This is a genomic window from Polynucleobacter sp. HIN5, from assembly GCF_030297555.1.
GTDB lineage: Bacteria > Pseudomonadota > Gammaproteobacteria > Burkholderiales > Burkholderiaceae > Polynucleobacter.
In genome coordinates, this window is the sequence record NZ_AP028136.1 from 709,285 (window position 1) to 731,994 (window position 22,710).

The window sequence follows — 22,710 nt, forward strand, 5'->3', positions numbered from 1 at the left end:
ATGACGAGTATTGATTTCAGTAAAGACGCAGCCCAATTCTGGGATAAACGTTTTCTCAATCTGAGTATGTGTTTGGTAAAGAGCCAAATGCATATTTAAAGAATCAAGCATCCAAGTATATGAAGCCGGGTATTAATGCCCTATGTGTCGCTGATGGTGAGGGACGCAATAGTGTGTGGTTAGCAAAGCAGGGGATGGCTGTCGAGGCCTTTGATATATCGCCAGTAGCCATAGAAAAAGCAAAGGAGTTAGCAAATCAGGAACAGGTATCGGTTGCCTTAAGTGTTGCCAGTACCCACTCTTGGGAATGGAAACCCAATCATTACGATCTCATTGCAGCCATATTTATTCAGTTTGCGACCCCCAATATGCGTGTTGACCTCTTTGCCCACATACGCCAATCCCTAAAACCCGGTGGATATTTAATTCTTCAAGGGTATACGCCCAAGCAATTGGAGTACAAGACGGGTGGCCCACCGAGTATTGATCATCTCTACACCACTGAATTAATTCAGGATCTCTTAAGAGGAATGGAAATCTGCGATTGGCAAGAATACGAAGCAGAAATCCATGAGGGTGAGGGACACCGTGGCATGTCTGCCCTCATGGGCGTCGTCGCTCGCAAACGCTGAGATCTCACACGGCCAATTGATGTTGGATGTAGCGATCCAGATCCCCGTGCCCTAATGCGCCGCTGACTCGATTGGTTTCTTGACCGCCCCTAAAGAATGCGAGGGTGGGGATAGACCGAATCCCAAACTGAGCGGCAATACCTTGCTCTTCCTCGGTATTGAGTTTCACAAACAAAACTTGATTGGTGTATTTCTTGGCAAGCTGGGCGAAGGTGGGCGCAAACATTTTGCAGGGGCCGCACCATGGTGCCCAGAAGTCTACTAAGACTGGTATCTGGGTTTGGTGAATGAGTTCTCCAAAGTCGCCCGCATTCGCCTCGACTGGGGCTGAGAGTAAATCATGCTGGCAACTGCCACAAATAGGCTTGCTAGCCGCTTTTTGAAGGGGGTAGACGGTTTAATTTGTACAAGACGGGCATTGAATCAGCATTTAGTTTGCTCCCTAACGATCAAGACTAAGCAAATTTTTCTGAAGGGTGATAGGATTAAATCATGTTAAAAAAATTAACATTACTTCTTTGGTTGCCATTCTACCCATTCAATCGTGGGCGGTAGTGGATATGAGTTTGCAAAAAGAGGCTTTACAGTTTGGTAATACAGTGATTCCTCCCAAGATGCTCATCATCCTTGCCACCAAGAGGTAGTGCAAAATGCTGATGATCAGAGCACTGAAAGCAATCAAGCGAGTTGTTATGCCTGCAGTTTGTGCATGGCCTTTGGTGCTACCTTGATCACCAATCCTATTTTGCGCTTTGAATCACCAACGCAAAGTTTATTTACCGTTCTTCAAAGATTTAGTAGTGAAGATCTTGTTTTAGGAAAATAAGCCCCCGATTCTTTAACTCCCTAGGATAAGTCCGCCCAAATTTTGGGTTTCTTTCACTTTGGAGAGTTAAATGAAATATCTTTTATTACTAATCGTTAGTGTGTTTTCTTTATCGGCTGCCGCTGCCTCAGAGTGGGTTAGGGGCGGAAGTCGTTCGTGTGGACACCGCAAAGCAGCGGATTGTTCTCAAGCATGAGCCGATTCCCAGTATCAAAATGCCGTCTATGACTATGCGCTTTGGCGTGGCTAAAGAAGTTCCACTCGATTCGTATCAATCAGGGGATCGCGTGCAATTTCAGTTTAAGGAAGCCGGCGGCAGTCTAGATGTCACTGCGCTGGAGAAGCTGAATGAATCGACTTCCCCAACTTTTATTGCTTGGGATGTTGGTATTGACTGGTCCGGTAAGTGCTGCCCCATGGGGTTTTAAAAACAGCTGGATGATTATGGGGGACTTCTCGAAGACTCCCAAGAGTTTGCTCTCAATTATGCAACTACAGCAAACGATGCATTCGGTTCTCAACCAGTGCAATGCAGACCGATAACTCGGTATCTAAACAGCAAAATGCGGAGGCAGTCTATTACCCGCAAGCTCGTGCGCTGGAATATGCCCGAAGCACAAGCCAATATTTGGTTTGTTGGTGGGTTGGGCGCCACAACAGTAACACCTTTGTGGGAACAAAAGCAATGGCTTCACCGGGCATTCAGGTGGATTATGAAACTACCCGGTTTTATTCCATGGCCTCGGCCCGAGTGTATGCCGCAGAGGGGGCAACGAGCAATATCACAACCGCACGATTGGGCGCGTCATTTTATGAAGTTGAATATGACGAGGCTCAGCCTTGGCTGGTGATTGAGGCGAGGCGAATGACCTTTGTCTCCAAGCAATATGAATTTACCCCGATGTTACGAGTGATTCATAACCGTTATTTCGTGGAAGCGGGCGCCAATTTATCAGGACAATGGCGCTTTAACTTTATGTACAACTATTAGGAGAATTATGATGAAATCAATTTATTCCATATTATTTATTACGCTCATGGGTTTGGGATCGGCAGCACATGCCAGTATGAAGGTGACGGTGAACGGCATGGTGTGTTCGTTTTGTGCCCAAGGAATTGAGAAAAGTATCTCGAAGATGGGTGAAACCAAAGCAGTCTTTGTGGATCTCAAAAATAAGGTCGTAGTGATTGAGCCCAAAGATGGAAAAACACTCAATGAGAAAGAATTTCTGCCGAAATTAAAGACGCGGGCTACGATGTGGTATGAAGATTGAAACAATTCCACAAACCGTTGTGCAATTTAAAGCCCAGCAGAAAGAGAAGAAATGACCACTGATGGTTTGCAGGAATCAAAATCGGGATTTATCAGCTCGGCCATAACCTTGCTAGCAAGCTCCAGCACGCTAATTTGCTGCGCGATTCCTGCGTTACTAGTTAGCTTGGGTGCTGGGGCTGCGCTGGCCTCGTTGGTTGCTGTTTTTCCTCAAATTGTATGGATTAGTGAACATAAAGAAACTATCTTTGCAATCAGCACTTTGTTGATGGTTTTCGGTGGAATTTTGCAGTGGCGTAACCGAAATGCGCCATGCCCCATTGATTCAAGGCTTCGAGACGCGTGTCTTAAGACCAGGAAAAATTCCTTACGAATTTATTGGTTCAGCCTAATTCTGCTACTGATTGGGGCTTGGTTTGCATTTATTCAACCACTTTTGTAGATTGGGCGTGTTATATCGGTGGTATTCGCTTCCACAGATAGATAACCCAGATGTTACAGAGTAGGTAGAGCCCCAAGAAGAATGCAGGTGGCAAATCCCAGTAGAGCAATTGATTGAGCTGATAGGCCCAGAATGATTGCGGGGCGGTTGTTTGGCGAAGCTGTGCTTCTAATACCGTTAATGGACAGGTGACGGCAAACACTGCCTCGATGGCAACAAAGAGCATGAGGCCGGCATGAATCTGACGAAAACGACGGTTACGAATCCAAGGCCAGGAATACATAAATCCAAGCGGAATGAAAAGCAAGCCCAACGTAATGAACAGGGCGATGGCAAAGTGAAAGGCCAAAACAAGATCTGCAATGAATGCCATACGATCATTTTAGGATAAAACAACCCTTGTCATCGATTCGATATAGAATGAATTCATAGCTATTTGACCTATTTCACCAGGAGCTTTCCTTCATGAAATCATTCTTACAGTTTTTTATTGGATTTGGGGTATTCAGTGTTACTAGTGTATTTGCTGCTGGTCAGCCAATGACAGCGACACAGCTGGCGGAAATCGAAAAACAAGGAAAGTCAGCAGTAATCTCCGTCCATGCGGATTGGTGTTCTACGTGCAAAACGCAAGACAAAGTTTTGTCCGAGTTTATGAAAAATCCAGAGTACAAAAATGTTACGTTCTATCAGCTTGAATACGATACCCAGAAAGATCTCTTAAAAACCCTCAAGGTACGCTCGCAAAGTACGATTATTGTTTTCAAGAATGGCAAAGAAGTTGCGCGCGCGACAGGGGATACAAAAGAGTCAGCGCTTGCAAAGTTAACGAAGCAGGCGATTTAATGGATTTTGGGGTCGGGTCATTTCTCTTCGCTTTTCTAGCAGGCGTTTTATCGACTCTATCACCCTGTGTTTTACCCCTAATTCCCATCATTATTGGGGCGGCCACTAACCAGCATCGACTCGGACCACTTGCTTTGGCAGGCGGCCTAACGTTATCGTTTGCTGTGATTGGTACTATCTTGGCTGGTCTCGGGGCATCGATCGGAATTGCTCAGGACGGATTTCGTTTGTTTGCAGCGATCATCATGGGTCTCATTGGCGTCGTCTTAATTTCTACACATTTACAAGAGCGGTTTGCGGTTGCCATGTCGGGTATTAGTGGTGCAGGTAATACCTTGCTATCCAAAGTGAGCATCGATGGCTTATTTGGGCAGTTTCTGATTGGCATCTTGCTCGGCTTAGTTTGGACTCCATGCGTTGGGCCTACCCTCGGGGCAGCCATTACCTTGGCCAGTCAAGGTAAGGACCTTGAGAAAATCGTATTTGTCATGATGGTCTTTGGTCTCGGGGCCGGCTTACCGTTAGCATTACTCGGTGTTTTATCAAGAAATGTTTTGATGAAAGCCAAGGGAACGCTTGGCCACGCAGGTAAATTTGGTAAACAATTTTTGGGAGGATTTTTGATCCTCATTAGTGGATTAGTTTTAACCGGATTAGATAAGCCTGTAGAAGCCTTCCTACTCAAGCACTCGCCCGCATGGCTCACAGACTTAACCACGATGTTCTAAACCCAGATTAATGGATGCTGGTTCTGCGATGAGTAATAAAACGATTCGCTATTGCTTAGGCTTAATCGTAATTGCATGGACTGGGTTAGCCTCGGCTGCTGCGATTTCAGTTGAGATTCGTCAAACTGGGGGCGGATTTGATATTCAGGGGAGTTATATGTCACCCCTAACCCAATGTCAGGCCTATGTGTTGTTAACTGATTTTTCCTCTGATGAGCCATCCGAGGGAATTAAATCCTCAAAAATGACTCGTTTGTCGGATCAGACTATTCGGGTAGAGCAATTGGTAGAAGATCGATTTCTCTTCTTCACTACTAAATTTGAATCCATCATTGATTACACCGAGTATCCTATACGTGGCATGGATCTTCGTCAGGTTAAGGGCTACTTCAAAGAATATCGTGGTAGTTGGCGCTTAATTCCTAAAGAGGGCGGCACCTTATTTACCTATCAAGCATTTATCCTACCTGAATCATCAATCCCAATGTTTTTGATTGAGCATTTCATGAACAATCGAGTCCAGCAGCGCTTTGAGAAAATGGCAAATCGTGCCAATCGAAAAAAAGATTTCATACCAGAGCGCTGCCAATGAAAAAAATCCTAGTGCTATTTATGAAGGACTGGGATCAGCTCGCGATTCAAGCATATCAAGAGAGTGGTAGATACCAGTTCTATTTTGAAGGCTTTGATTTATTCCAGTTCCCACAAAATGCTCGATTACTTCATTTTCGGGTCCTTAATTACATTAGTCATCTAGAACAGAAATACCGCAACATTGGAATCGATGGCGTTGTCAGTAATCACGAGCAGTATGGCGCCTTAATTGCCGCGGTTCTAGCGGAGCGCTTAGGCCTACCCGGAAATGATCCACGAGCCATTATCGCTAGTCAGCACAAGTATTACAGCCGCATGATTCAAGAAAGGATTGTTCCGGAGGCGCTCCCGCGTTATGTCTCAATTCCATTTCCTCTAAAAAAGGATCAAATCATCGATTTACCTTACCCATTTTTTGTGAAGCCGATTAAAGCAACGTATTCAGTACTAGCAAAGACCATTCAGCAGCGATCGGAATTAGTCGATCTTCTCCATTTTGGCTATTTTGAGGAGTGGATAATTCGTCGACTTATAAAACCCTTTGCCGATATCATGCCCCTCTATAGCGACCATACGATTGATCCCAGTGGCATGCTTGCTGAAGAAATCATGACCGGGGATCAAATCAATATAGATGGCTATTGCTATCAGGGCCAACTGTATTTTCTGGGCACGATTGATGAAGTGATGTATTCGGGTACCGATGCCTTCATGCGTTTTGAATATCCATCACAGTTACCGCCGTCTATTTTAGAGCGTGCCAAGATCATCACTAAAAAAGTTCTTGGTGCGATTCATTATCAGCATGGATTCTTTAATATTGAATTCATCTATAACAAAAGTAATGATCAACTAAAAATCATCGAAATTAATCCTCGGATGGCATCTCAGCTGGTTAATTTGTACCAGCGGGTAGATGGGTATAACCCATACGATATTCTTTTTGAGCTCGCGGTTGGTGAAGAGCCAAAAGTAGAGAAGGAGCCGTCTCAATATCAAGCGGCAGCCAGCTTTGTTTTTCGGAAGTTTGGTGAAACTGCAGTCCAAAGTATTCCGACGTCAGACCAAATCCAACAAGCCCTGGAACCTTATCCAGATGCCAATCTGATGCTTTACTTCAAAAAGGGATCTCAATTAAAGCGTGAGTTGAAATGGCTAGGAAGTTATCGGTATGCCGTTCTCAATCTTGGTGGAATAAATCGTAGTGATCTTTTTGAGCGATGTCAGTCAATCTCCCATACACTGCAGTTTGATTATCCATTTGAACTAAGCGGTACATGATGCAATTCGTGATTCCTGATTACTTGCGATATACCCCATACCCAAGTCAAGCGACGCTGCTGACTTGGCTTGAGGATTCAAACTCCTTGACCAGGTATATCCTGCAAAATCTGCAAGCCGGGCAAGAATCCGTTCCTCAGCAAGAAATTCTGAATCCCCCTCATTGGGAGTTCGGCCATATCAGCTGGTTTCATGAGTTTTGGGTTCATCGATCCGGATTAGAGGCTAATCAATCCTGGCTCTCTAACGCGGATGGATTATTTAATTCATCACTGGTATCGCATGCTACGCGCTGGGAGCTTCAGATTCCTGATCTCGACAAACTTTTTGCCTATAACCAAGCGACATTTGAGCGAACCGCTGATCTATTGGGTCGACCTTTAAGAAATGAACAGCTGTACTTCATTACGCTATCAATTTTTCATCAGGATATGCATAACGAGGCCTTTGCCTATATGTGGCAAACCCTTGGCTATCCCCAGCCCTTCATGCCAAACCATCAAAGTACGAACCTCCAAATTCCAATCCGTGATCTTGCGTTTTCTGGTCAAACTCGACAATTTGGATCGCAATTAGATGAGGGCTTTATCTTTGATAACGAAAAGTGGGTCCATCCAATTCAACTTGAGCCTTTTTCAATCGCATCCCATCCGGTGACAAATGGTGAGTATCTTGAGTTTTTACAATCCCAGGCTAATCAGTTAGAGGCTTGGACCCCTTTCTATTGGAAGCAGGATGGTAGGCAATGGTATGAGCGCCATTTTGATCAATGGCAAATTTTGCAAGAAAACAATCCTGTGCGACATATTCGGCATGATCAGGCTCAAAGGTATTGTGAGTGGCGTCGTCGACGACTACCTACGGAGCACGAACTAACGACTTTGTATTCTAGTGAGGCGAATACTTATCAATCGACAGGCCTATGGGAGTGGAGTAGCAGTACATTTCAGCCCTTTCCAGGCTTTACTGAAGACCCATACCGAGATTATTCGAGGCCATGGTTTGATGGTCGCCATCAAGTCTTAAAGGGTTGGAGTGCTTATACGCCAGAGCGTCTACGCCGTACGGCGTTTCGTAATTTTTACGAGATCCAGCGTGCAGACATATTTTGTGGATTTCGAACCTGTTCAATCGAGTGATATGACATTAGTGATGAAGGGTAAAATTTTCCAAGAAATTATTGACGGCTTACAAGCGAATCCGGCTTCAATTTCCCCAAAGTATTTTTATGACGAACTGGGATCTAGCCTTTTTCAGGCGATTACTCATCTTGAGGAGTATTACCCAACCCGTGTAGAGCGGGGGATTATGCAATCCAAGCTTTCCCAGATTACACAAGCCATAGCTTCGGTTGATGTTATTGTGGAGCTCGGGGCTGGTAATTGCGAAAAGGTCAGACCCTTATTGGAAACTATCGCGCCTAAGCAATATCGAGCTTTAGATATTTCAGCAGATTTTCTAGAGACTGCCTTAGCTAATTTACATCACGATTATCCAGCGATCGATATGCGGGCGATCGCTGCGGACATTACCCAAGAACTTTCATTTCCAGATTTACAAGATCAGCGAATATTATTCTTTTATCCCGGTTCATCGATTGGGAACTTTACCCCTCCAGAGGCCTCCCGTCTGTTCTCAAATTTAGCCAGGGAGTGTCATGGAAGCGGCGGCTTACTCATTGGGGTTGATTTAGTCAAAGACATTCACGTATTAGAGCGAGCTTACAACGATATTCTGAGCGTGACTGCAGCGTTTAATTTGAACGCGTTGCGACATCTTAATCACCTGATTGGAAGTAATTTTGCTATTTCAGATTGGGAGCATTACGCGTTCTTTAATCAAACCCTTAATCGTATTGAGATGCATCTTCGAGCTAAATCGGATCAGCTGGTAAGTTGGCCTGGTGGTCACCGTCAGTTTCGTGCGGGCGAAATGATTCATACCGAAAATAGCTATAAATATCCCAAAGCCACATTTCTAAAAATGATCCAGGAGGCTGGTTTTACTCAGGTGACTGCTTGGACTGATCCAGAGTCTAATTTCTTAGTGTGTTTTGCTGAATTTAAGTAAGCGGGTCACGAGTTTTTCTAGAGAAGACCGCTCATGGCTAGGTTGGACAAGCTTTTGTAACTTCTTCACTTGTTCTTGAAGTTTCTTATAGAACAATTGATCGGTTTCTGCACGGAGCAGAAGTCTAGTTAGGGCTTTTTCATTACCAACCGGAAAATATCCCAAATAATCTTTTCCCAGCAGCCCACAATTGCCAGCTATCTTTGAGGCAAGCACTGGAACACCTGCAGCAATTGCCTCAGAAACTACATGAGCACCACCTTCCATGCGACTAGAGATAACCATCATATGACTGCGCGCCAGGATCTTTAGTGTTGTCTGATGACTCACCATGCCATGCCAGATATAGCGACCATATTCTTTAGTGGCTTGTAATGCGGTTTTCTCCATTTCCAAATTCATAGCCATTCCCAAGTGTTGAATGCGTATTTGGCTATTGCTAGGCATGTGAGGTAAAGCACGAACGATACAAAAAGGATCTTTTTCAGGGCGAAGATGCCCAATCACACTCACGCTGAATTGACCTTTGGGCTTTTGTTGCTTTGGTATCTGAGGTACCGACTGATGAATGACCGTTGCCTTATGACGCCATTTTGTGGGGATGATTTGTAATGCCTCTGCCTGTAAAACCACTAATGCATTAGCCAGTGCCATCGATTCATGAACCTCCGGGTGGTTTGCCATATCCCGGTATAGGTCGGTGCCCGTCAGAATCAGAATTAAAGGTCGATGAGGGTGCGCTAACTTGAATGCCTTGATTGACGCATGACTTCGATAGGCATGCAAGGTAATCAGGAGGTCGGCATCTTTTCTGGACCAGGATTCAGTGATGGGGACTCGGTAACCAAGCCGTCTTAAAAAACCTTGCCATCGTTTGGCGGTCACGCGATTACCATGGAGGCTTCCAGGGGGAGCTGGGGTGACGATTTCGATGCGGCGCATATTCAAGGCCTATTCTTTGAAATGCGATTCAGAAAAATGAGCCCTAATACAGGGCCGGGGAGTAATAACCAGGTAATGTAGTGATCCACGAGGGGCAAGACCAGGGTACTGATTTGAATTGAGATCATCGTAATGGTAAAGCCAATCGCATTTTGAATCGTCAGTGCCGTACCGACAATTTCGGGTGGGCAAGCTTGGGCCGATAGGGCCGAGAACTGTGGCGAGTCAGCGACGACACTCATGCCCCAAATAAGCCAAAACAAAATTTGCGCCCACAGTGGTAACCCAGCAATCCATGGATAGAGAAGACAGCAGATACCCGATAGCGCTAAAGCGGTTGAGGCAACCTTGACCCCACCCATTGATTTGCTAAGTTGCCCTCCAAGAAAACATCCGAGCGCACCGACCCCGATGACCGAAAATGCCAATCCAGATAAATTCAAAGGATTTTGAACGGGATACGTACTGGCAATCAGAAATGGCACCAGCGCCCAGAACGCATAGAGTTCCCACATATGACCGAAATAACCTAATGCAGATCGACGATATTCGGGGATTGCAAAGAGCTGACGAAAGCCACTTAGTTTGACCCGTGAGGCGGTGCCTAATTTGAGGTGGGGGCCGTCGCCAAGCCAAAAAATAATTCCCATCGCAATGACTGCCAGGAAGGAGGAGAACAGAATCACCTCTTGCCAAGGCCAATCAACACCGAAGTAGCGTGTGGCATGGGGGATGGCCGTTCCCAGAGTGAGCATGCCAACCAATTGCGCGATACGCGAGGATGCCTTTTGAGGATCCCAAGTCATGATGAGTTTCATGCCGATGGGGTAGATGCCGGCTAAACAAATTCCAACCAAGAAACGCAGTGCAGAGCCCATCCAGATGCTGTCGGCCCATACCGCAAATGCGGTATTGAACAGGGCCCCAAGTAGGGCACAAGCGGCAAATAGATGACTGGGTCTAAACCGATCCGCAATACCACTTAAGGCAAATACTAAGGTGCCCGCTACAAAACCCAATTGCACGGCATTGGTCAAAACACCAATACCTGCAAGATTGATATTCCAGGAACCAATTAAATTATCAGCCACGCCATTGATCGAGAACCACAAGGAAGTCCCCATGAGTTCCGCAATCACAATAAATAACGAAGCTATATTTGGGCTAATGGTTCGAGAGGGTGTCGAAGTAATCAATTGAATAAATAATAGGACTAACTTTAGTTGCTTCTATTATGGTACTTCTTCAATGCCATGCAGCTCTCGCAAAGGCTTACTTACTCCATTTAAGTTCCGCTCCTGCGGTAACCCAAAAACCTAGAGGACTAAAGGAAGTATTTAACTATGAATAGTTATTGATAATCATTCTCATTTGTAGTAGCATTTGATTATGTTCATACAAAATAAAGACGATGAATAAAACAAATTACATTCGGATATACCGAAGTGAGGAGCTGTTTGGTTTGGAAAGCGCGATTCAGATTAATCATCGTGGAGTGATCTACACCCTACGGATTACCCAATTCGGTAAATTGATCTTAACCAAGTAATATGGATTCAGAGCAGTTTCTGCGTTCGCCATCATTCAAGATTACTTTAGTGGTATGCGTGGGTCATGCGTTACTTATTGGATGGATGATGACCGCCATAAGCAATCATCTGCCAGAATCTTCCGCCATCCTCTATGGTCAATTGGTTGAGAGCGAGTCAAATACGATTCAAAAAAAAGTAACTTCGCCAATTCATGCAAAACAAGATCCGATGAATCAACCGGATATGCCTCTGATGGAGAGTAGCCAGGTCCCCATAACTAGTCAACAGCCGGAGAGCAGAAGCTCGAGCGTTTCATCCGCACCCATATCCTTGCCATCCGCTACTGACCCAAGGTTCAATAATCCAAAGCCACCGTATCCAATCGCTAGTCGAGAAAATGGGGAGGAGGGCAGGGTATGGCTTTCATTATGTGTATCTGAGCATGGTGCTATTAGCCGCTTGCAATTAGCTCAATCGTCTGGGCATCCAGCGCTCGATCGTTCAGCCTTGAATACGGTGACGCACTGGAAATTTCATCCGGCGCGCCAAAATGGCGCCGCTATCCCGTACTGCTATCGATTACCGATTGTCTTTGTATTAACTTAATTTCCATACGCTGAATATTATCAATATCACTTGACAATGAGAATCATTCTCATTAAAGTGAAGATTCGTTTTAACTAAAAATGATTATGTAAACGTCACAGCCCGCCGCCGCTAGCTAGTGCCATCAAATTCTAGCGAGCATGAATCTAAGAAAACACCCATTTGTGGCTATTGCAACCATCACGATGGCGAGTATTGCCATGAGTGCTCATAGTCAGATAGTGACCACCGAGGATGGAAGACCCATTGAACAATCCCGTGGTGAGCGGGGCGAGGTGGATGTCATTCTGAAAGAGGTTACCGTAACATCGACCAGGTCCCCTCGTAAGGTTGATAACGTATCCAATGTCGTCACTGTAACAACGGCCGAAGAAATCCAAGAAAAGGGCGACCGGAACATTAAAGACCTATTTAATAACTCCGTCGATGTTATGGTTCCACAGCAAACACAACGTTTCAGTTTGGCTGTAGGATCTCAGGGCCGGGCAGGAAATGAAAGTATCAATATTCGTGGTCTGCAGGGCAATAATGTTTTGCTACTTGTGGATGGGATTCGGGTACCCAATGCCTTCTCGTTTGGGGCCCTATCGGTCGGGCGAGGAAACTTTCTGGATGTTGATGGGTTTCGTCGTGTTGAGGTGGTACGGGGCCCATCGTCAACTCAGTATGGTAGCGATGGCCTTGCTGGAATTGTGAACTTTCAGACCTTTAATCCAAGTGATTTCATCAAAAAGGGTGAGACTCACGGCGGATTTGCTCGTACCGGCTACTCGAGCGTCGATACATCTTCGAATACGACATTTGGCTATGGTGGTATTCAAGACCACTTGCAGGGGATGGTCCTTGGAAGCTTTCAAGCTGGCCATCAATATCAAAACCAAGGATCCAATAACTCAACCGGCATCACCAGGACGGCGCCCAATCCAGCGGATTACAGCAATTGGTATGTTCTGACTAAGGGATTTGTCCAAATCGATCGCAAGCAAAAACTGGGCATTACCTATGAGTCTCAAAACGTCACGCAAAACGTGAATAACTTATCGGATTTGGGAACCGGCGGAGGCTGGATTTCCTTTGGAGGGCCCGGCGGATTTACCTATAACAATGTCGCGACATCCACCATGCAAGATAAAACAACTCGTAATCGTGTCTCGGGTGAATACGACTTTAAGGACAGTGGGGCGCTGTATGTTCAAAAAGCTAATGTCATGGTGTATTACCAAGATGCAGATGTCACTCAAAATGCCTACCAGCAGCAAGTTGGCAATTCACGTCTCTCATCATGGCGCAGCCGCAACAACACCTATAGCCAAGACACCTACGGCATCAATACGAACCTAGAGAGTAATACCACCAGTATCGTCAATCAGCGACTGACCTATGGATTTGATTGGAGTTCTTCACGCATCTCGAGTCAACTCAATGCGGCGGGTAATGGAAGCTCAATTACACCCGCACCCAAATCAACGTACAACCTAGGCGGCGCGTTTTTGCAAAGTGAAATGGAGTTCAATCAAGTGAGTGTGATTCCAGCACTTCGCTATGATAGTTACTCGATTACACCAGTTACTGGTTCATTACCATCGAACTCCGGATCAGCGGTCTCGCCTCGAATTGGGGCTATTTGGAATATAGCTCGCGAGTTTCGTCCATTTGTAAACTGGGGAACTGGATTTACAGCGCCCACACCAGATCAAACACTTTCCTATTTTGCTGGGAGTGGCTACACCAACATACCCAATCCTAATCTAAAGCCGCAAACTGGTAATGGCTTTGAGGTCGGTGCTCGCGGTCAGTTGGATCGGTTTCGGTATCAAGTATCGGGATATACAAACTATTACAAAGACTTTATCTCTCAGGTTAATTACTTAGGTTCGTATAACGGTGGTGCACCTCAGACCTTGTATCAATTTCAGAACTTATCCAACGTCAATATTTGGGGATGGGATGTTCGAGCGGATTGGGCGTTTGCACATGGTTGGCAGGCGAATGCAGCAATGGCCTATAGCGATGGAGAGCAAACCCAACATGGGATTTCAGCACCGCTAAATACGATTCAACCTTTGCGCGCCATTGCAGGATTACGGTATGACGCTAGTACTTGGGGAGCGTTTGCCAATGTTATTTGGAATCAGGGTAAATCGGCTGATCGTGTGAACTTTAATAACGCTACCGGTGGTACAGCCAATCAATTTTTGTCGCCCACATCCACCGTTCTAAATCTGACGGGCTACTGGAAGCCTCTTAAAAAACTAACGATCAATGCCAATCTCAATAATGTCTTTAACACCACCTATTGGAACTGGTCGGATGTTCAAGGTTCTGTTTTAACTCAAAACCGAGCGGCGGCTGGCGGATTTTCGGGGTACAACGCCCAAGCTGCTCAGCAATCAGCCACGGCAGCGCCGCGGAACTGGCAAATCTCAGCTCGCTACGACTTTTAAGGAGGCATTATGAAACCGCCGATTCATCGTATTCGTCAATCGTTTATCACCTTGCGCAAAGAGGGACGCTTACGGCATCGAGAAATTGCTGCGATGCTTACTATTTCTGAGGGAGAGTTGATTGCCGCTCATGTTGGACTTGGTGCTACAGCAGCTAAGGGCTTAAGAGCAATTCGTCTGGACACTAATTGGCCTGCGCTGATAGCCTCGATTGAGTCGATTGGGGAGGTCATGGCTCTCACCCGTAACGAAGCCTGCATCCATGAAAAAATGGGTCAATACCGTCAGGTAAGCCAAGAGGGGTCGGTAGGTCTGGTCGTGGGTGAGATTGACTTGCGGATCTTTTATCAACATTGGTTTGCTGGATTTGCGGTTACTGAAAGTGGTTCTCAGGGAGAGCAGCGTAGCTTGCAATTCTTTGATGCGCAGGGACAGGCGATTCATAAGGTTCATCTGAAGCCACAGAGTGATGTGTCGGCATTTGACGCAATCGTTTCATTGTTTGCGAACCCCCAACAAGAGCCTGGTCTTGAGGTATCAAAGCTCAAGGAAAAGCCGCCCCCAGCACCAGATACAGAGATCGATCGCGCCGGATTTTGGCAGGCATGGAGAGATCTCAAGGATACCCATGATTTTTATCCGCTCTTACGAAAATACACACTCACACGTACTCAGGCACTTCGTTTGGCAGAGCCGGAGTTTGTTCGGGAGCTTTCTAAAGACTGCTTACGATCGATATTGCAGCGTGCGGCGCAGACCAAAACCCCCATTATGGTTTTTGTTGGTAATCCTGGAATGATTCAGATTCATTCAGGACCCATTGATCGGATCATTGAACAAGGGTCTTGGATCAATGTGATGGACCCCCGCTTTATTTTGCATGTTCGTCAGGATCTGATTGAGCATGCCTGGATTGTTCGTAAGCCAACTGTAGATGGCATTGTTACTTCCATTGAGTTTTTTGATCAGAGCGGCGAGGCCATTGCAATGTTTTTCGGAGAGCGTAAGCCTGGTAAGGCTGAACTTACATCCTGGCGAGATCTGGTAACCCAGATTGAGGGTGAGCATGGATTGATGGAGGTCTGCCAATGAGTAATCTTGCTCATACAGGGCGTCGTCGTTTACTGTGCGCAATGGCAGCCGTCCCGATGGCTTGGCTTGAGAAGCCAGCTTGGGCAGAGCGAACTCAAGCTACCCTAGGTCGCCAACGTCTGATTTGCATTGGATCAGCAGTTACAGAAATTGTGTATGCATTAAATGCTAGTAATTTGATTGTGGGGGTTGATACAACCTCGATTTATCCGGATGCCGCACGCTCGTTACCTAGTGTTGGCTACTCAAGAACCTTATCGGCAGAGGGAGTTTTATCGCTATCCCCAACCCAAATCTTATTGACCGAGGATGCGGGGCCCCCAGTGGTACTCCGACAGATTCAAGATGCCGGGATTGAGATAAGGCGCTTGCCTGCCCACCACACCTTTACCGGAATCTGTGATCGGGTGATTGCGATTGGTCAAGCGATTCATCAACCAACTCGAGCCGATCAATTGGAGCTTCAGTTGCAGCAGCAGTGGGCTCGTATCGTAGATGAGGTGAAAGCTAAACCCTTTCCAAGTGCAGCCCCTCGTGTGCTCTACATTCATTCAATGAACCCATCCCAAGTGATGGTCTCTGGCCAAGAAACCAATGCCAATGCCATGATCCGTTACGCTGGTCTACGAAATGCGATGGATGGATTTCGGGGCTATAAACCCCTTACTCCCGAAGCAGTGATTGTGGCCAACCCTGATTTGATCCTGGTCACAGACCAAGGGCTGCAAGCGATTGGCGGACGTAGTCAGCTTGCGCACCTGCCCGGCATGGAAAGAACGAAAGCGATTCTTGGTCAGAAGATTATTTCAATGGATGCTGTTTATTTATTGGGGTTTGGTCCACGAATGCCTGAGGCGGTCTTAACGCTGCATCGTCAAGCGCGCACCATATTAGGATGAGACAGGGCATCAGTCCACTTGACTACTCAGCCTGGGGTGCAAGGCTTGGGTTATTTCTTATAGGGTTGCTTGCATTTCTAATCGCAGTCAACTTAGGTGCTGTGGATATTCATGGTTTGGACTGGTTGCAAGTTTTTAATCCCAAGAATGGTTATGAGGGTGCTAGTTATGTGCTTTGGACCATTCGGATCCCGCGTGCCTTATTAGCCATTACGGTTGGTGCAGCACTGGGCGTTGCAGGCGCTCTCGCACAAAGCTTATTTCGTAACCCCTTAGCTGATCCAGGTCTATTGGGGGTCTCTGCGGGAGCCAGTTGTAGCGTAGCGATCGGTATCGTGATATTAGATGGTTTTCGTTTTATTACGACGGAGGAGCTACGGGTCTGGGCAATCCCATTTTTTGCATTCTTGGGTGCTATAGCAGTTTGTTTCTGTCTTGATTATGTCGCCCGTGTTGTATCTCCGGGATCGATTGCTAGTCTGCTATTAACCGGCATTGCACTCAATGCCTTAGCGGGTGCCGTGATCGGTCTATGTACCTATTTAGCCAACGATGAACAATTGCGTAGCTTTACCTTTTGGACCCTTGGGTCTCTCGCAAGTGCACGCTGGATGATGGTCGGGGTGCTGGTTGGAGCCATAGTCATCGGATGGGTCTGGATTCGAACTCTTTTACAGGATCTCAACGCCTTGACATTGGGTGAGAATATTGCCAATCATCTCGGGGTAGATGTTTTACACCTACGAACGAACGTCATCGTTTTGGTTGCCACTCTTTCTGGATTGGCCGTTGCATGGTGCGGCATGATTGGTTTTATTGGTTTGATGGCACCCAACCTTGTGCGTATTTGCTTGGGGTCTGATCAAAGGAGGGTAGTTCCCTATTCCGCAGGGGTAGGGGCTATTCTGCTACTCATTGCCGACACGATTGCCAGAACCATTGCAATCCCTGCAGAGGTGCCTGTCGGTATTTTCACTGCCCTGTTAGGCAGCCCATTATTTTTGATCTTATTGCGGCAATATCGATCAAGGCTTAATTGATATGAAACTACAACTCCATCATGCCTCTTTACAGCTTGAAAAAAAACTCTTTGGGCCATTTGATTTCACAATCAAGTCAGGTGAGCGGATTGCGATCTTAGGTAAAAGCGGTGCCGGCAAGTCGACCATTATTCGATTGATTGCGCGAGAGTATCAAATCAAAAGCAGCATGATTTTGATAAATGGTGCTTCGATGGATCAGTATTCATCGGCGCAACTAAGTCGAATACGAGGGGTTTTGCCTCAGCACACCCAGATTGCTTTTGGACTCATGACCGATTTTGTGATTGAGCTGGGGAGGGTGAGCGCCCCGAGTAAGGTCAACCAAGAAACAATTGTTATGCAGGCAGCCCAGATGGCCTGCGCAGAGCATCTTTTAGGGCGAACATTTAGTACGCTATCAGGTGGTGAGCAGGCACGAATTCATCTGGCACGGATCTTTGCTCAGCTATGGGATGTCCGCGATGGTCTAATTTTGGTCGATGAACCAGTGGCAGCATTAGACCCAGGGCTGCAGTATCAATTGCTGGGTACGATTGACTGTTTTGCGAGAGAAAGAAACCATGCAGTGCTGGCGGTTCTGCATGACATTAATCATGCCCTGGATTTTGAGCGCTTACTCCTTGTTGAGCATGGATGCATTATTCAAGATTGTCCGGCTGATCATCATGCCCTAGAAGACCTAGAGCGCTTATATGGTATTAAGTTAGAGCATCTTCGCGATAGCCAGGGGAGAAGTGTGCTGATTCAGGTTCACCCATCCGGTATTTACCCATAACCGAACACTTTAATTTATTTGTTGGATGCCATATGATCCATTCATTAGCAACTGTGATGGAGGGGACATGATTGATCATCTGGATCATTTGGTTTTAACAACTGCACACGAGGAACAGTGCATCCATTTCTATACACGCATACTTGGGATGAAACTTGAGTCATTTATTGGGGGAACACCACCGGTTGAGCGTAAAGCATTCAAGTTTGGTCAGCAAAAGATCAATCTTCATATCAAAGGTAAAGAATTTGAACCCAAGGCAGATGTTCCAACACCTGGTTCGCTTGATTTATGTTTTATTGCAGACCGTCCATTAAAGGAGGTGATTGAGCAATTAAAAATTCTAAATTGGCCAATCATCGAAGGGCCCGTTGTTCGGACTGGCGCAACGACTAAAATAAATTCAGTCTATCTTCGCGACCCCGACCAAAATCTAATCGAGATCAGTGAATTGCTCTAAGAGCTTAGCTTTAGATGGCCTTTGTGTCCTTCAGCCGGTCTTCGACAAAGTAATACCAATTGGCTTGACGTTGCCAATATTCCTTCCATAGGGATCGCCAGCTGGGTTTGGGTAGGTCCATATGACCTTCAACATCGCCGTAGATATTCCTGGATTGCAAGCCGTGCTTATCGCATAAATATCGAATCGCTTGATTCTCGATGACGCAATGCATATAGAGCATATGGTAGCCACGGTTTTGAGCCCAAGTAATTGCTTCGCTCAATAGTTGATCGGCAATGCCATGTCGACGAAACTCTTTTTTCACAATCACGCCAAATTCAACTGCATCATTGAGACGGGCAATATGAATTACACCGGCCCAGTGTCCATCGTGATGAGCAATCAGAAAGTGATGATTCGCTTTGTCCTGTTTAAATTTACGGATGAGGCGATTGATGCCCTCAGCGCTTAAGCTAATCCCAAAGTAGTTTCTCAGCGTCTGGGGATCTAAGGTTTTTAGCCACGATCCATACCGACTGATTTGGGTATCTGGCAGAAAGTGAGTAAAGACCGTCATCCTAGGACCCCAGGGGGTAACTTTTTTGCTTCCTTGCGATGTACGCTAAGCGAGCCTCAGACCAGGCTTCAACGATGCTTTTAAGGTATTTCATTAGTTTTTTCATACTCTATCCTCTTGTAAAGGTTTGATTTAAATAGGAATAAACCCTTTTTAAGGGTTAACCCTAAATCTACTATACGCTTAATTTAAGAATGCTGCATGACAGCATTTGCAAGCGTGGCTTTATCCCAACTCTCCGCATTTGCCATTGCAGGTGACATACCTCAACAACGACTAAGAAAAAACGGGGAATGCTTGTGGAATATGGCTTTTTTGCTGGGGCTTATAAAAACAAAACTGATACTATCGAATGGTTTGTATCGATAACGAATAACTATCCTGATCTATGCCACATGACGTTACGCTGATTGCAACTCTTGCTGGAGGTTTTGGATTGGCTCTGATCTTTGGCTTGGCTGCCTCATATTTAAAAATGCCGCCATTGCTCGGCTATTTAATTGCTGGGGTCATGATTGGACCTGCAACTCCTGGATTCGTGGCAGACATTGGGCTATCGCAGCAGTTAGCAGAGATTGGTGTCATGCTATTGATGTTTGGTGTCGGACTGCATTTTTCATTTGATGATCTGATGGCCGTCAAAAAAATTGCTGTACCCGGTGCATTACTACAGATTATTGTGGTTACCGCACTTGGTTTTATGGTTGCAAGCTATTGGGATTTATCAACCATCGGCGCCATTATTTTTGGCCTCAGTTTATCGGTTGCCAGTACCGTTGTTCTCTTGCGAGTACTTGAATCAAAGGGTTTATTAGAAACAGCGAATGGCCAGATTGCGGTTGGTTGGCTCGTCGTCGAAGACCTGGTCATGGTCTTGGCCCTGGTTCTATTGCCTGTGTTAGCTAGTATTTATGGAGATAACGCAGCCGCTACTCAGCAGGCGAGTTCTGGCGATTTGCTGTCAATGATTGGTATAACCCTTGCAAAAGTTGCTGCATTTATCGCACTCATGCTAGTCGTTGGGAAGCGTTTATTACCCAAGATGTTGTGGTTGGTGGCAAAGAGTGGCTCGCGGGAATTATTTACTTTAGCGGTTATTGCAACTGCAATTGGGGTTGCCTTTTTTTCGGCTGAGTTATTTGATGTATCGTTTGCGCTCGGCGCCTTCTTTGCGGGCATGATGCTGGGTGAGTCGGAGCTTAGTAAACGCGCTGCTGATGAGTCTTTACCGTTACGTGATGCCTTTGCTGTCTTATTCTTTGTATCGGTTGGAATGGTTTTTAATCCGGAGATCATCTGGCAAGAGCCGCTTAAATTACTAATCGTTATTTCAATCATTCTGATTGGAAATATGGCAGTTGGTGTTCTTCTAGTCCTCCTATTTAATTACCCACTTGGGACCGCTTTAACGGTCGGTGTAAGCTTGGCTCAGATTGGGGAGTTCTCATTTATTCTTGCTGGCATGGGTCTTGCCATGAATCTAATTCCAAATGAGGTGTACAGCTTGATCTTGGCGGGAGCGATTTTATCGATCGCCTTGAACTCCTTCTTATTTAACGGTATCGAGCCAGCTTTAGTATGGGCTCGAAAGCGCTCACACCTGGCACGTAAGCTGGATGAGCGGCTGGATCCCTTGTCATTATTACCCACCACCGTTAACGAATCGCTCTTACATAAGCAAGTGGTGATCGTAGGTTACGGTCGCGTTGGTAAGAAAGTCTTTGAGAGCCTCAAGGCACACAATATTAATTGTGTGATCGCTGAAAAAGAGCGCGGTATGGTTGAGGAGCTTCGTAAGCAAAATATTCCCGCGGTGACTGGTGATGCAGCCGATCCCTTTGTTTTGATTCAGGCGCATATTGCTCGTGCGGCAATCTTGGTCATTGCAACAAAAGATTCAATTGATATTAGCAAGATGGTGGAAACTGCGCGAACCCTGAATCCCGAGGTCAAAATCTTTATCCGGGCGCGAAGCCCTGAAGAGATCGAGCTCTATGAGAAAGAGGGCTGGGGTAAATCCTTTACCCCCGAAGATGAGTTGGCAGCACGCATAGCCGGTGAGGTCATCGCGGAGATGGCAAAATAATTTATCTATTTGTTTAGTACTGAAAATAATGAACCACCAAATCATGATGGCTAAATCCAGAAAGCCTATTTTCCTTGCGGTGAGCGTTGTAGCAACGATATTGCTGGGCGCCTGTGCTGGGGGTCAATCGAATAGCGACTTTGGTAACGCTGCAACCGTGAGCGCGAGCCCTCAAATGTTATCGAATGCACAGATAGAGTCTTTGGTTTCTCCAATCGCCCTATACCCTGATTCATTGCTATCTATTATGTTGTTGGCTTCAACCTATCCGCTTGAAGTTGCTGAAGCCTATAACTGGCGCTCGAGCAATACGAGTTTGCAGGGCAGTGCGCTTACGAATGCAATCAATGCTCAATCGTGGAACGATAGTGTGAAGTCATTAATTACATTTCCTCAAGCGCTAACTATGATGGGGAAGCAGTTGCAGTGGACACAAAATCTCGGAAATGCGTATAAGTTGCAACCGGCAGATACGATGAAAGCTGTTCAAGCTCTCCGCAAGAAAGCACAAACTGCCGGTACCTTAAAAAGTAATGCCCAAATGACCGTGAGTACCGATGCCAGCGGGAATATCATCATCGCGCCGCCCAATACGCAAATTGTGTATGTGCCAACCTACAACCCAACCCAGGTTTATGGTCCATGGCCCTATCCCGATTACCCACCATATCCCGCGTATGATCCGGCCTGGGGCGCTATGTCCTTTGGGGTGGGTTTAGCGGTTGGAGGGGCCTTATGGGCAACGCCAGCTTGGTCAAGCGGCACGATTAATGTAAATAATAATGAGCAACGTCCGAACCGAGGCTTAATTGGTCCGAGCAGCATTGCTAACCAGCAACGCCTTTTGAACGATTGGAAAAATAACGCCACTCCACAAGAGCGACAAGATGCGCGCAATGCTGCGCAGCGCGCCGATAGTGCATTTGAGAAAAATGCTACAACCCAAGAAAAGGCTCAAGCCAGCCGTCTTGATCAAGAAGGGCGCTCCGCAATTGCAGCGGATCGAGCAAACCCCAATGCAACTCGAGAAGCTGCTCAAGAAAATGCGATGCGGGAACAGGCGCGCTTTGATGAGAATCGGGATCGCTTCGGAGGCTTCCGTGGAGGAGGCTTTGGGGGTGGTCGCATGGGTGGATTTAGGCGCTAATCATGCTATCAATCAAAATACGATCAATGAAAACAATGAAGATACTTTTGGGATTAGCATTCGGATATTTGGCAATCATTCCGGTGATCAGTTATGGGCAAGCAAAACCGCATGATGCGTCGACTGCTGCCATGGTGGAACTTTGCAAAGCGCGAAACGATATAGATGCTCAAAACTTTTGCTTTGGATTTGGTGAGGGGGTTTATCAGGCTTATTTAGCCAGTCGCCCAGCGGGTTCAAAGCCTAGTATCTGCTTTGCATCCAGTAACCACACGCGCGAGCAAGTACTCGAGGATTTTCTCAAATGGAATCAGCAAAATCCGCAATTTAATCCAGAGCAGGCCGCTAAAACCCTAATCCGCTTCTTCAAACAACGCTACCCCTGTAAATAGTGGCTAATTTAGACAATCGTTATACAATCGTTTTGAGTTCC

At 46.1% G+C, this 22,710-nt stretch carries 27 protein-coding genes and 1 pseudogene; 23 read left to right on the plus strand and 5 right to left on the minus strand.

All coding sequences use genetic code 11. From position 1 onward, the window contains the following. The first annotated feature begins 119 nt into the window (after positions 1-119). A complete protein-coding gene (locus QUE61_RS03750; protein ID WP_286307778.1) occupies positions 120-632 on the plus strand; it encodes a class I SAM-dependent methyltransferase in 513 nt (170 codons plus the stop codon). Between the two features lie 4 nt (positions 633-636). On the opposite strand, the pseudogene trxC reads toward QUE61_RS03750, so the two are convergent. Beyond that, a pseudogene (gene trxC, locus QUE61_RS03755) lies at positions 637-1,002 on the minus strand (thioredoxin TrxC); the annotation flags it as partial. A 148-nt stretch (positions 1,003-1,150) separates the two neighbouring features. Here trxC and QUE61_RS03760 point away from each other — a divergent pair. From QUE61_RS03760 to QUE61_RS03780, 5 genes are all read left to right on the plus strand, one after another. Next, positions 1,151-1,276: a hypothetical protein gene (locus QUE61_RS03760; protein WP_286307780.1), complete on the plus strand. Its 126-nt coding sequence runs from the start codon at positions 1,151-1,153 to the stop codon at positions 1,274-1,276. Then, entirely contained in the window at positions 1,276-1,458 is a 183-nt protein-coding gene (locus QUE61_RS03765) for a hypothetical protein (protein WP_286307783.1), read from the plus strand. Before QUE61_RS03760 ends, QUE61_RS03765 begins: the two co-directional genes overlap by 1 nt. A gap of 98 nt (positions 1,459-1,556) precedes the next feature. Continuing rightward, positions 1,557-1,886, plus strand: a complete 330-nt coding sequence (locus tag QUE61_RS03770) for a copper-binding protein (protein ID WP_286307785.1) — start codon at positions 1,557-1,559, stop codon at positions 1,884-1,886. A gap of 101 nt (positions 1,887-1,987) precedes the next feature. Beyond that, a complete protein-coding gene (locus QUE61_RS03775; RefSeq protein ID WP_286307787.1) occupies positions 1,988-2,449 on the plus strand; it encodes a hypothetical protein in 462 nt (153 codons plus the stop codon). A 7-nt stretch (positions 2,450-2,456) separates the two neighbouring features. Further along, positions 2,457-2,732: a heavy-metal-associated domain-containing protein gene (locus QUE61_RS03780; protein ID WP_286307789.1), complete on the plus strand. Its 276-nt coding sequence runs from the start codon at positions 2,457-2,459 to the stop codon at positions 2,730-2,732. 451 nt (positions 2,733-3,183) lie between these two features. Here the strand turns inward: QUE61_RS03780 and QUE61_RS03785 are convergent, their stop codons facing one another. Continuing rightward, positions 3,184-3,546: a DUF2784 domain-containing protein gene (locus tag QUE61_RS03785; RefSeq protein ID WP_286307791.1), complete on the minus strand. Its 363-nt coding sequence runs from the start codon at positions 3,544-3,546 to the stop codon at positions 3,184-3,186. 92 nt (positions 3,547-3,638) lie between these two features. On the opposite strand from QUE61_RS03785, the gene QUE61_RS03790 reads away from it, so the two are divergent. Genes QUE61_RS03790 through egtD form a run of 6 tightly spaced genes read left to right on the plus strand, consistent with a single transcriptional unit; the run spans position 3,639 to position 8,692 of the window. After that, positions 3,639-4,019, plus strand: coding sequence for a thioredoxin family protein (locus QUE61_RS03790; RefSeq protein ID WP_286307792.1), 381 nt, complete (start codon positions 3,639-3,641; stop codon positions 4,017-4,019). Continuing rightward, positions 4,019-4,747 (plus strand): cytochrome c biogenesis CcdA family protein, encoded by a 729-nt coding sequence (locus QUE61_RS03795; protein ID WP_286307794.1) that lies wholly within the window; start codon positions 4,019-4,021, stop codon positions 4,745-4,747. Before QUE61_RS03790 ends, QUE61_RS03795 begins: the two co-directional genes overlap by 1 nt. 10 nt (positions 4,748-4,757) lie before the next feature. Continuing rightward, positions 4,758-5,339: an SRPBCC family protein gene (locus QUE61_RS03800; RefSeq protein ID WP_286307797.1), complete on the plus strand. Its 582-nt coding sequence runs from the start codon at positions 4,758-4,760 to the stop codon at positions 5,337-5,339. Further along, positions 5,336-6,622, plus strand: a complete 1,287-nt coding sequence (locus QUE61_RS03805; protein WP_286307798.1) for an ATP-grasp domain-containing protein — start codon at positions 5,336-5,338, stop codon at positions 6,620-6,622. The genes QUE61_RS03800 and QUE61_RS03805 overlap by 4 nt, the downstream gene beginning before the upstream one ends. Continuing rightward, positions 6,619-7,761, plus strand: a complete 1,143-nt coding sequence (locus QUE61_RS03810) for an SUMF1/EgtB/PvdO family nonheme iron enzyme (protein WP_286307800.1) — start codon at positions 6,619-6,621, stop codon at positions 7,759-7,761. Before QUE61_RS03805 ends, QUE61_RS03810 begins: the two co-directional genes overlap by 4 nt. Before the next feature lie 13 nt (positions 7,762-7,774). After that, a complete protein-coding gene (egtD, locus tag QUE61_RS03815) occupies positions 7,775-8,692 on the plus strand; it encodes an L-histidine N(alpha)-methyltransferase (protein WP_286307802.1) in 918 nt (305 codons plus the stop codon). On the opposite strand, the gene senB is transcribed toward egtD, so the two are convergent. Together senB and QUE61_RS03825 are read right to left on the minus strand one after the other, a co-directional pair. Then, positions 8,666-9,634: a selenoneine biosynthesis selenosugar synthase SenB gene (gene senB, locus QUE61_RS03820; protein WP_286307804.1), complete on the minus strand. Its 969-nt coding sequence runs from the start codon at positions 9,632-9,634 to the stop codon at positions 8,666-8,668. The genes egtD and senB overlap by 27 nt on opposite strands. A gap of 2 nt (positions 9,635-9,636) precedes the next feature. Beyond that, positions 9,637-10,758 (minus strand): MFS transporter, encoded by a 1,122-nt coding sequence (locus QUE61_RS03825; RefSeq protein WP_286307806.1) that lies wholly within the window; start codon positions 10,756-10,758, stop codon positions 9,637-9,639. A gap of 287 nt (positions 10,759-11,045) precedes the next feature. Between QUE61_RS03825 and hemP the strand changes: the two genes are divergently transcribed. The 8 genes from hemP to QUE61_RS03865 all read left to right on the plus strand — a co-directional run bounded on the left by hemP (position 11,046) and on the right by QUE61_RS03865 (position 18,485). Continuing rightward, positions 11,046-11,183 (plus strand): hemin uptake protein HemP, encoded by a 138-nt coding sequence (gene hemP / locus QUE61_RS03830; RefSeq protein WP_353506499.1) that lies wholly within the window; start codon positions 11,046-11,048, stop codon positions 11,181-11,183. A gap of 1 nt (position 11,184) precedes the next feature. After that, on the plus strand, positions 11,185-11,772 hold the full coding sequence (locus tag QUE61_RS03835) for an energy transducer TonB (protein WP_286307807.1): 588 nt from the start codon (positions 11,185-11,187) through the stop codon (positions 11,770-11,772). Positions 11,773-11,912: 140 nt separating this feature from the next. Further along, positions 11,913-14,216, plus strand: a complete 2,304-nt coding sequence (locus tag QUE61_RS03840) for a TonB-dependent hemoglobin/transferrin/lactoferrin family receptor (protein ID WP_286307809.1) — start codon at positions 11,913-11,915, stop codon at positions 14,214-14,216. 9 nt (positions 14,217-14,225) lie between these two features. Continuing rightward, a complete protein-coding gene (locus QUE61_RS03845) occupies positions 14,226-15,308 on the plus strand; it encodes a hemin-degrading factor (protein ID WP_286307811.1) in 1,083 nt (360 codons plus the stop codon). Further along, a complete protein-coding gene (locus tag QUE61_RS03850) occupies positions 15,305-16,207 on the plus strand; it encodes a heme/hemin ABC transporter substrate-binding protein (RefSeq protein WP_286307813.1) in 903 nt (300 codons plus the stop codon). Before QUE61_RS03845 ends, QUE61_RS03850 begins: the two co-directional genes overlap by 4 nt. Next, positions 16,204-17,247: a FecCD family ABC transporter permease gene (locus QUE61_RS03855; RefSeq protein ID WP_286307815.1), complete on the plus strand. Its 1,044-nt coding sequence runs from the start codon at positions 16,204-16,206 to the stop codon at positions 17,245-17,247. The genes QUE61_RS03850 and QUE61_RS03855 overlap by 4 nt, the downstream gene beginning before the upstream one ends. A 1-nt stretch (position 17,248) precedes the next feature. After that, the gene (locus tag QUE61_RS03860; protein ID WP_286307816.1) at positions 17,249-18,025 is read left to right on the plus strand and encodes an ATP-binding cassette domain-containing protein; all 777 of its coding nucleotides are present in this window, start codon (positions 17,249-17,251) and stop codon (positions 18,023-18,025) included. Between the two features lie 67 nt (positions 18,026-18,092). Further along, positions 18,093-18,485 carry a VOC family protein gene (locus QUE61_RS03865; protein WP_286307817.1) on the plus strand — a complete coding sequence of 131 codons (393 nt, stop codon included), beginning with the start codon at positions 18,093-18,095 and terminating at the stop codon, positions 18,483-18,485. Positions 18,486-18,495: 10 nt separating this feature from the next. Here the strand turns inward: QUE61_RS03865 and QUE61_RS03870 are convergent, their stop codons facing one another. Then, positions 18,496-19,044: a GNAT family N-acetyltransferase gene (locus tag QUE61_RS03870; RefSeq protein ID WP_286307820.1), complete on the minus strand. Its 549-nt coding sequence runs from the start codon at positions 19,042-19,044 to the stop codon at positions 18,496-18,498. Between the two features lie 388 nt (positions 19,045-19,432). On the opposite strand from QUE61_RS03870, the gene QUE61_RS03875 reads away from it, so the two are divergent. The 3 genes from QUE61_RS03875 to QUE61_RS03885 are packed head-to-tail and all read left to right on the plus strand — an operon-like array spanning position 19,433 to position 22,669. After that, entirely contained in the window at positions 19,433-21,130 is a 1,698-nt protein-coding gene (locus QUE61_RS03875) for a cation:proton antiporter (RefSeq protein ID WP_286307822.1), read from the plus strand. Between the two features lie 28 nt (positions 21,131-21,158). Continuing rightward, positions 21,159-22,277, plus strand: a complete 1,119-nt coding sequence (locus QUE61_RS03880) for a DUF3300 domain-containing protein (protein ID WP_286307824.1) — start codon at positions 21,159-21,161, stop codon at positions 22,275-22,277. A gap of 35 nt (positions 22,278-22,312) precedes the next feature. Then, positions 22,313-22,669: a Rap1a/Tai family immunity protein gene (locus QUE61_RS03885; RefSeq protein ID WP_286307826.1), complete on the plus strand. Its 357-nt coding sequence runs from the start codon at positions 22,313-22,315 to the stop codon at positions 22,667-22,669. Positions 22,670-22,710: the final 41 nt, after the last annotated feature.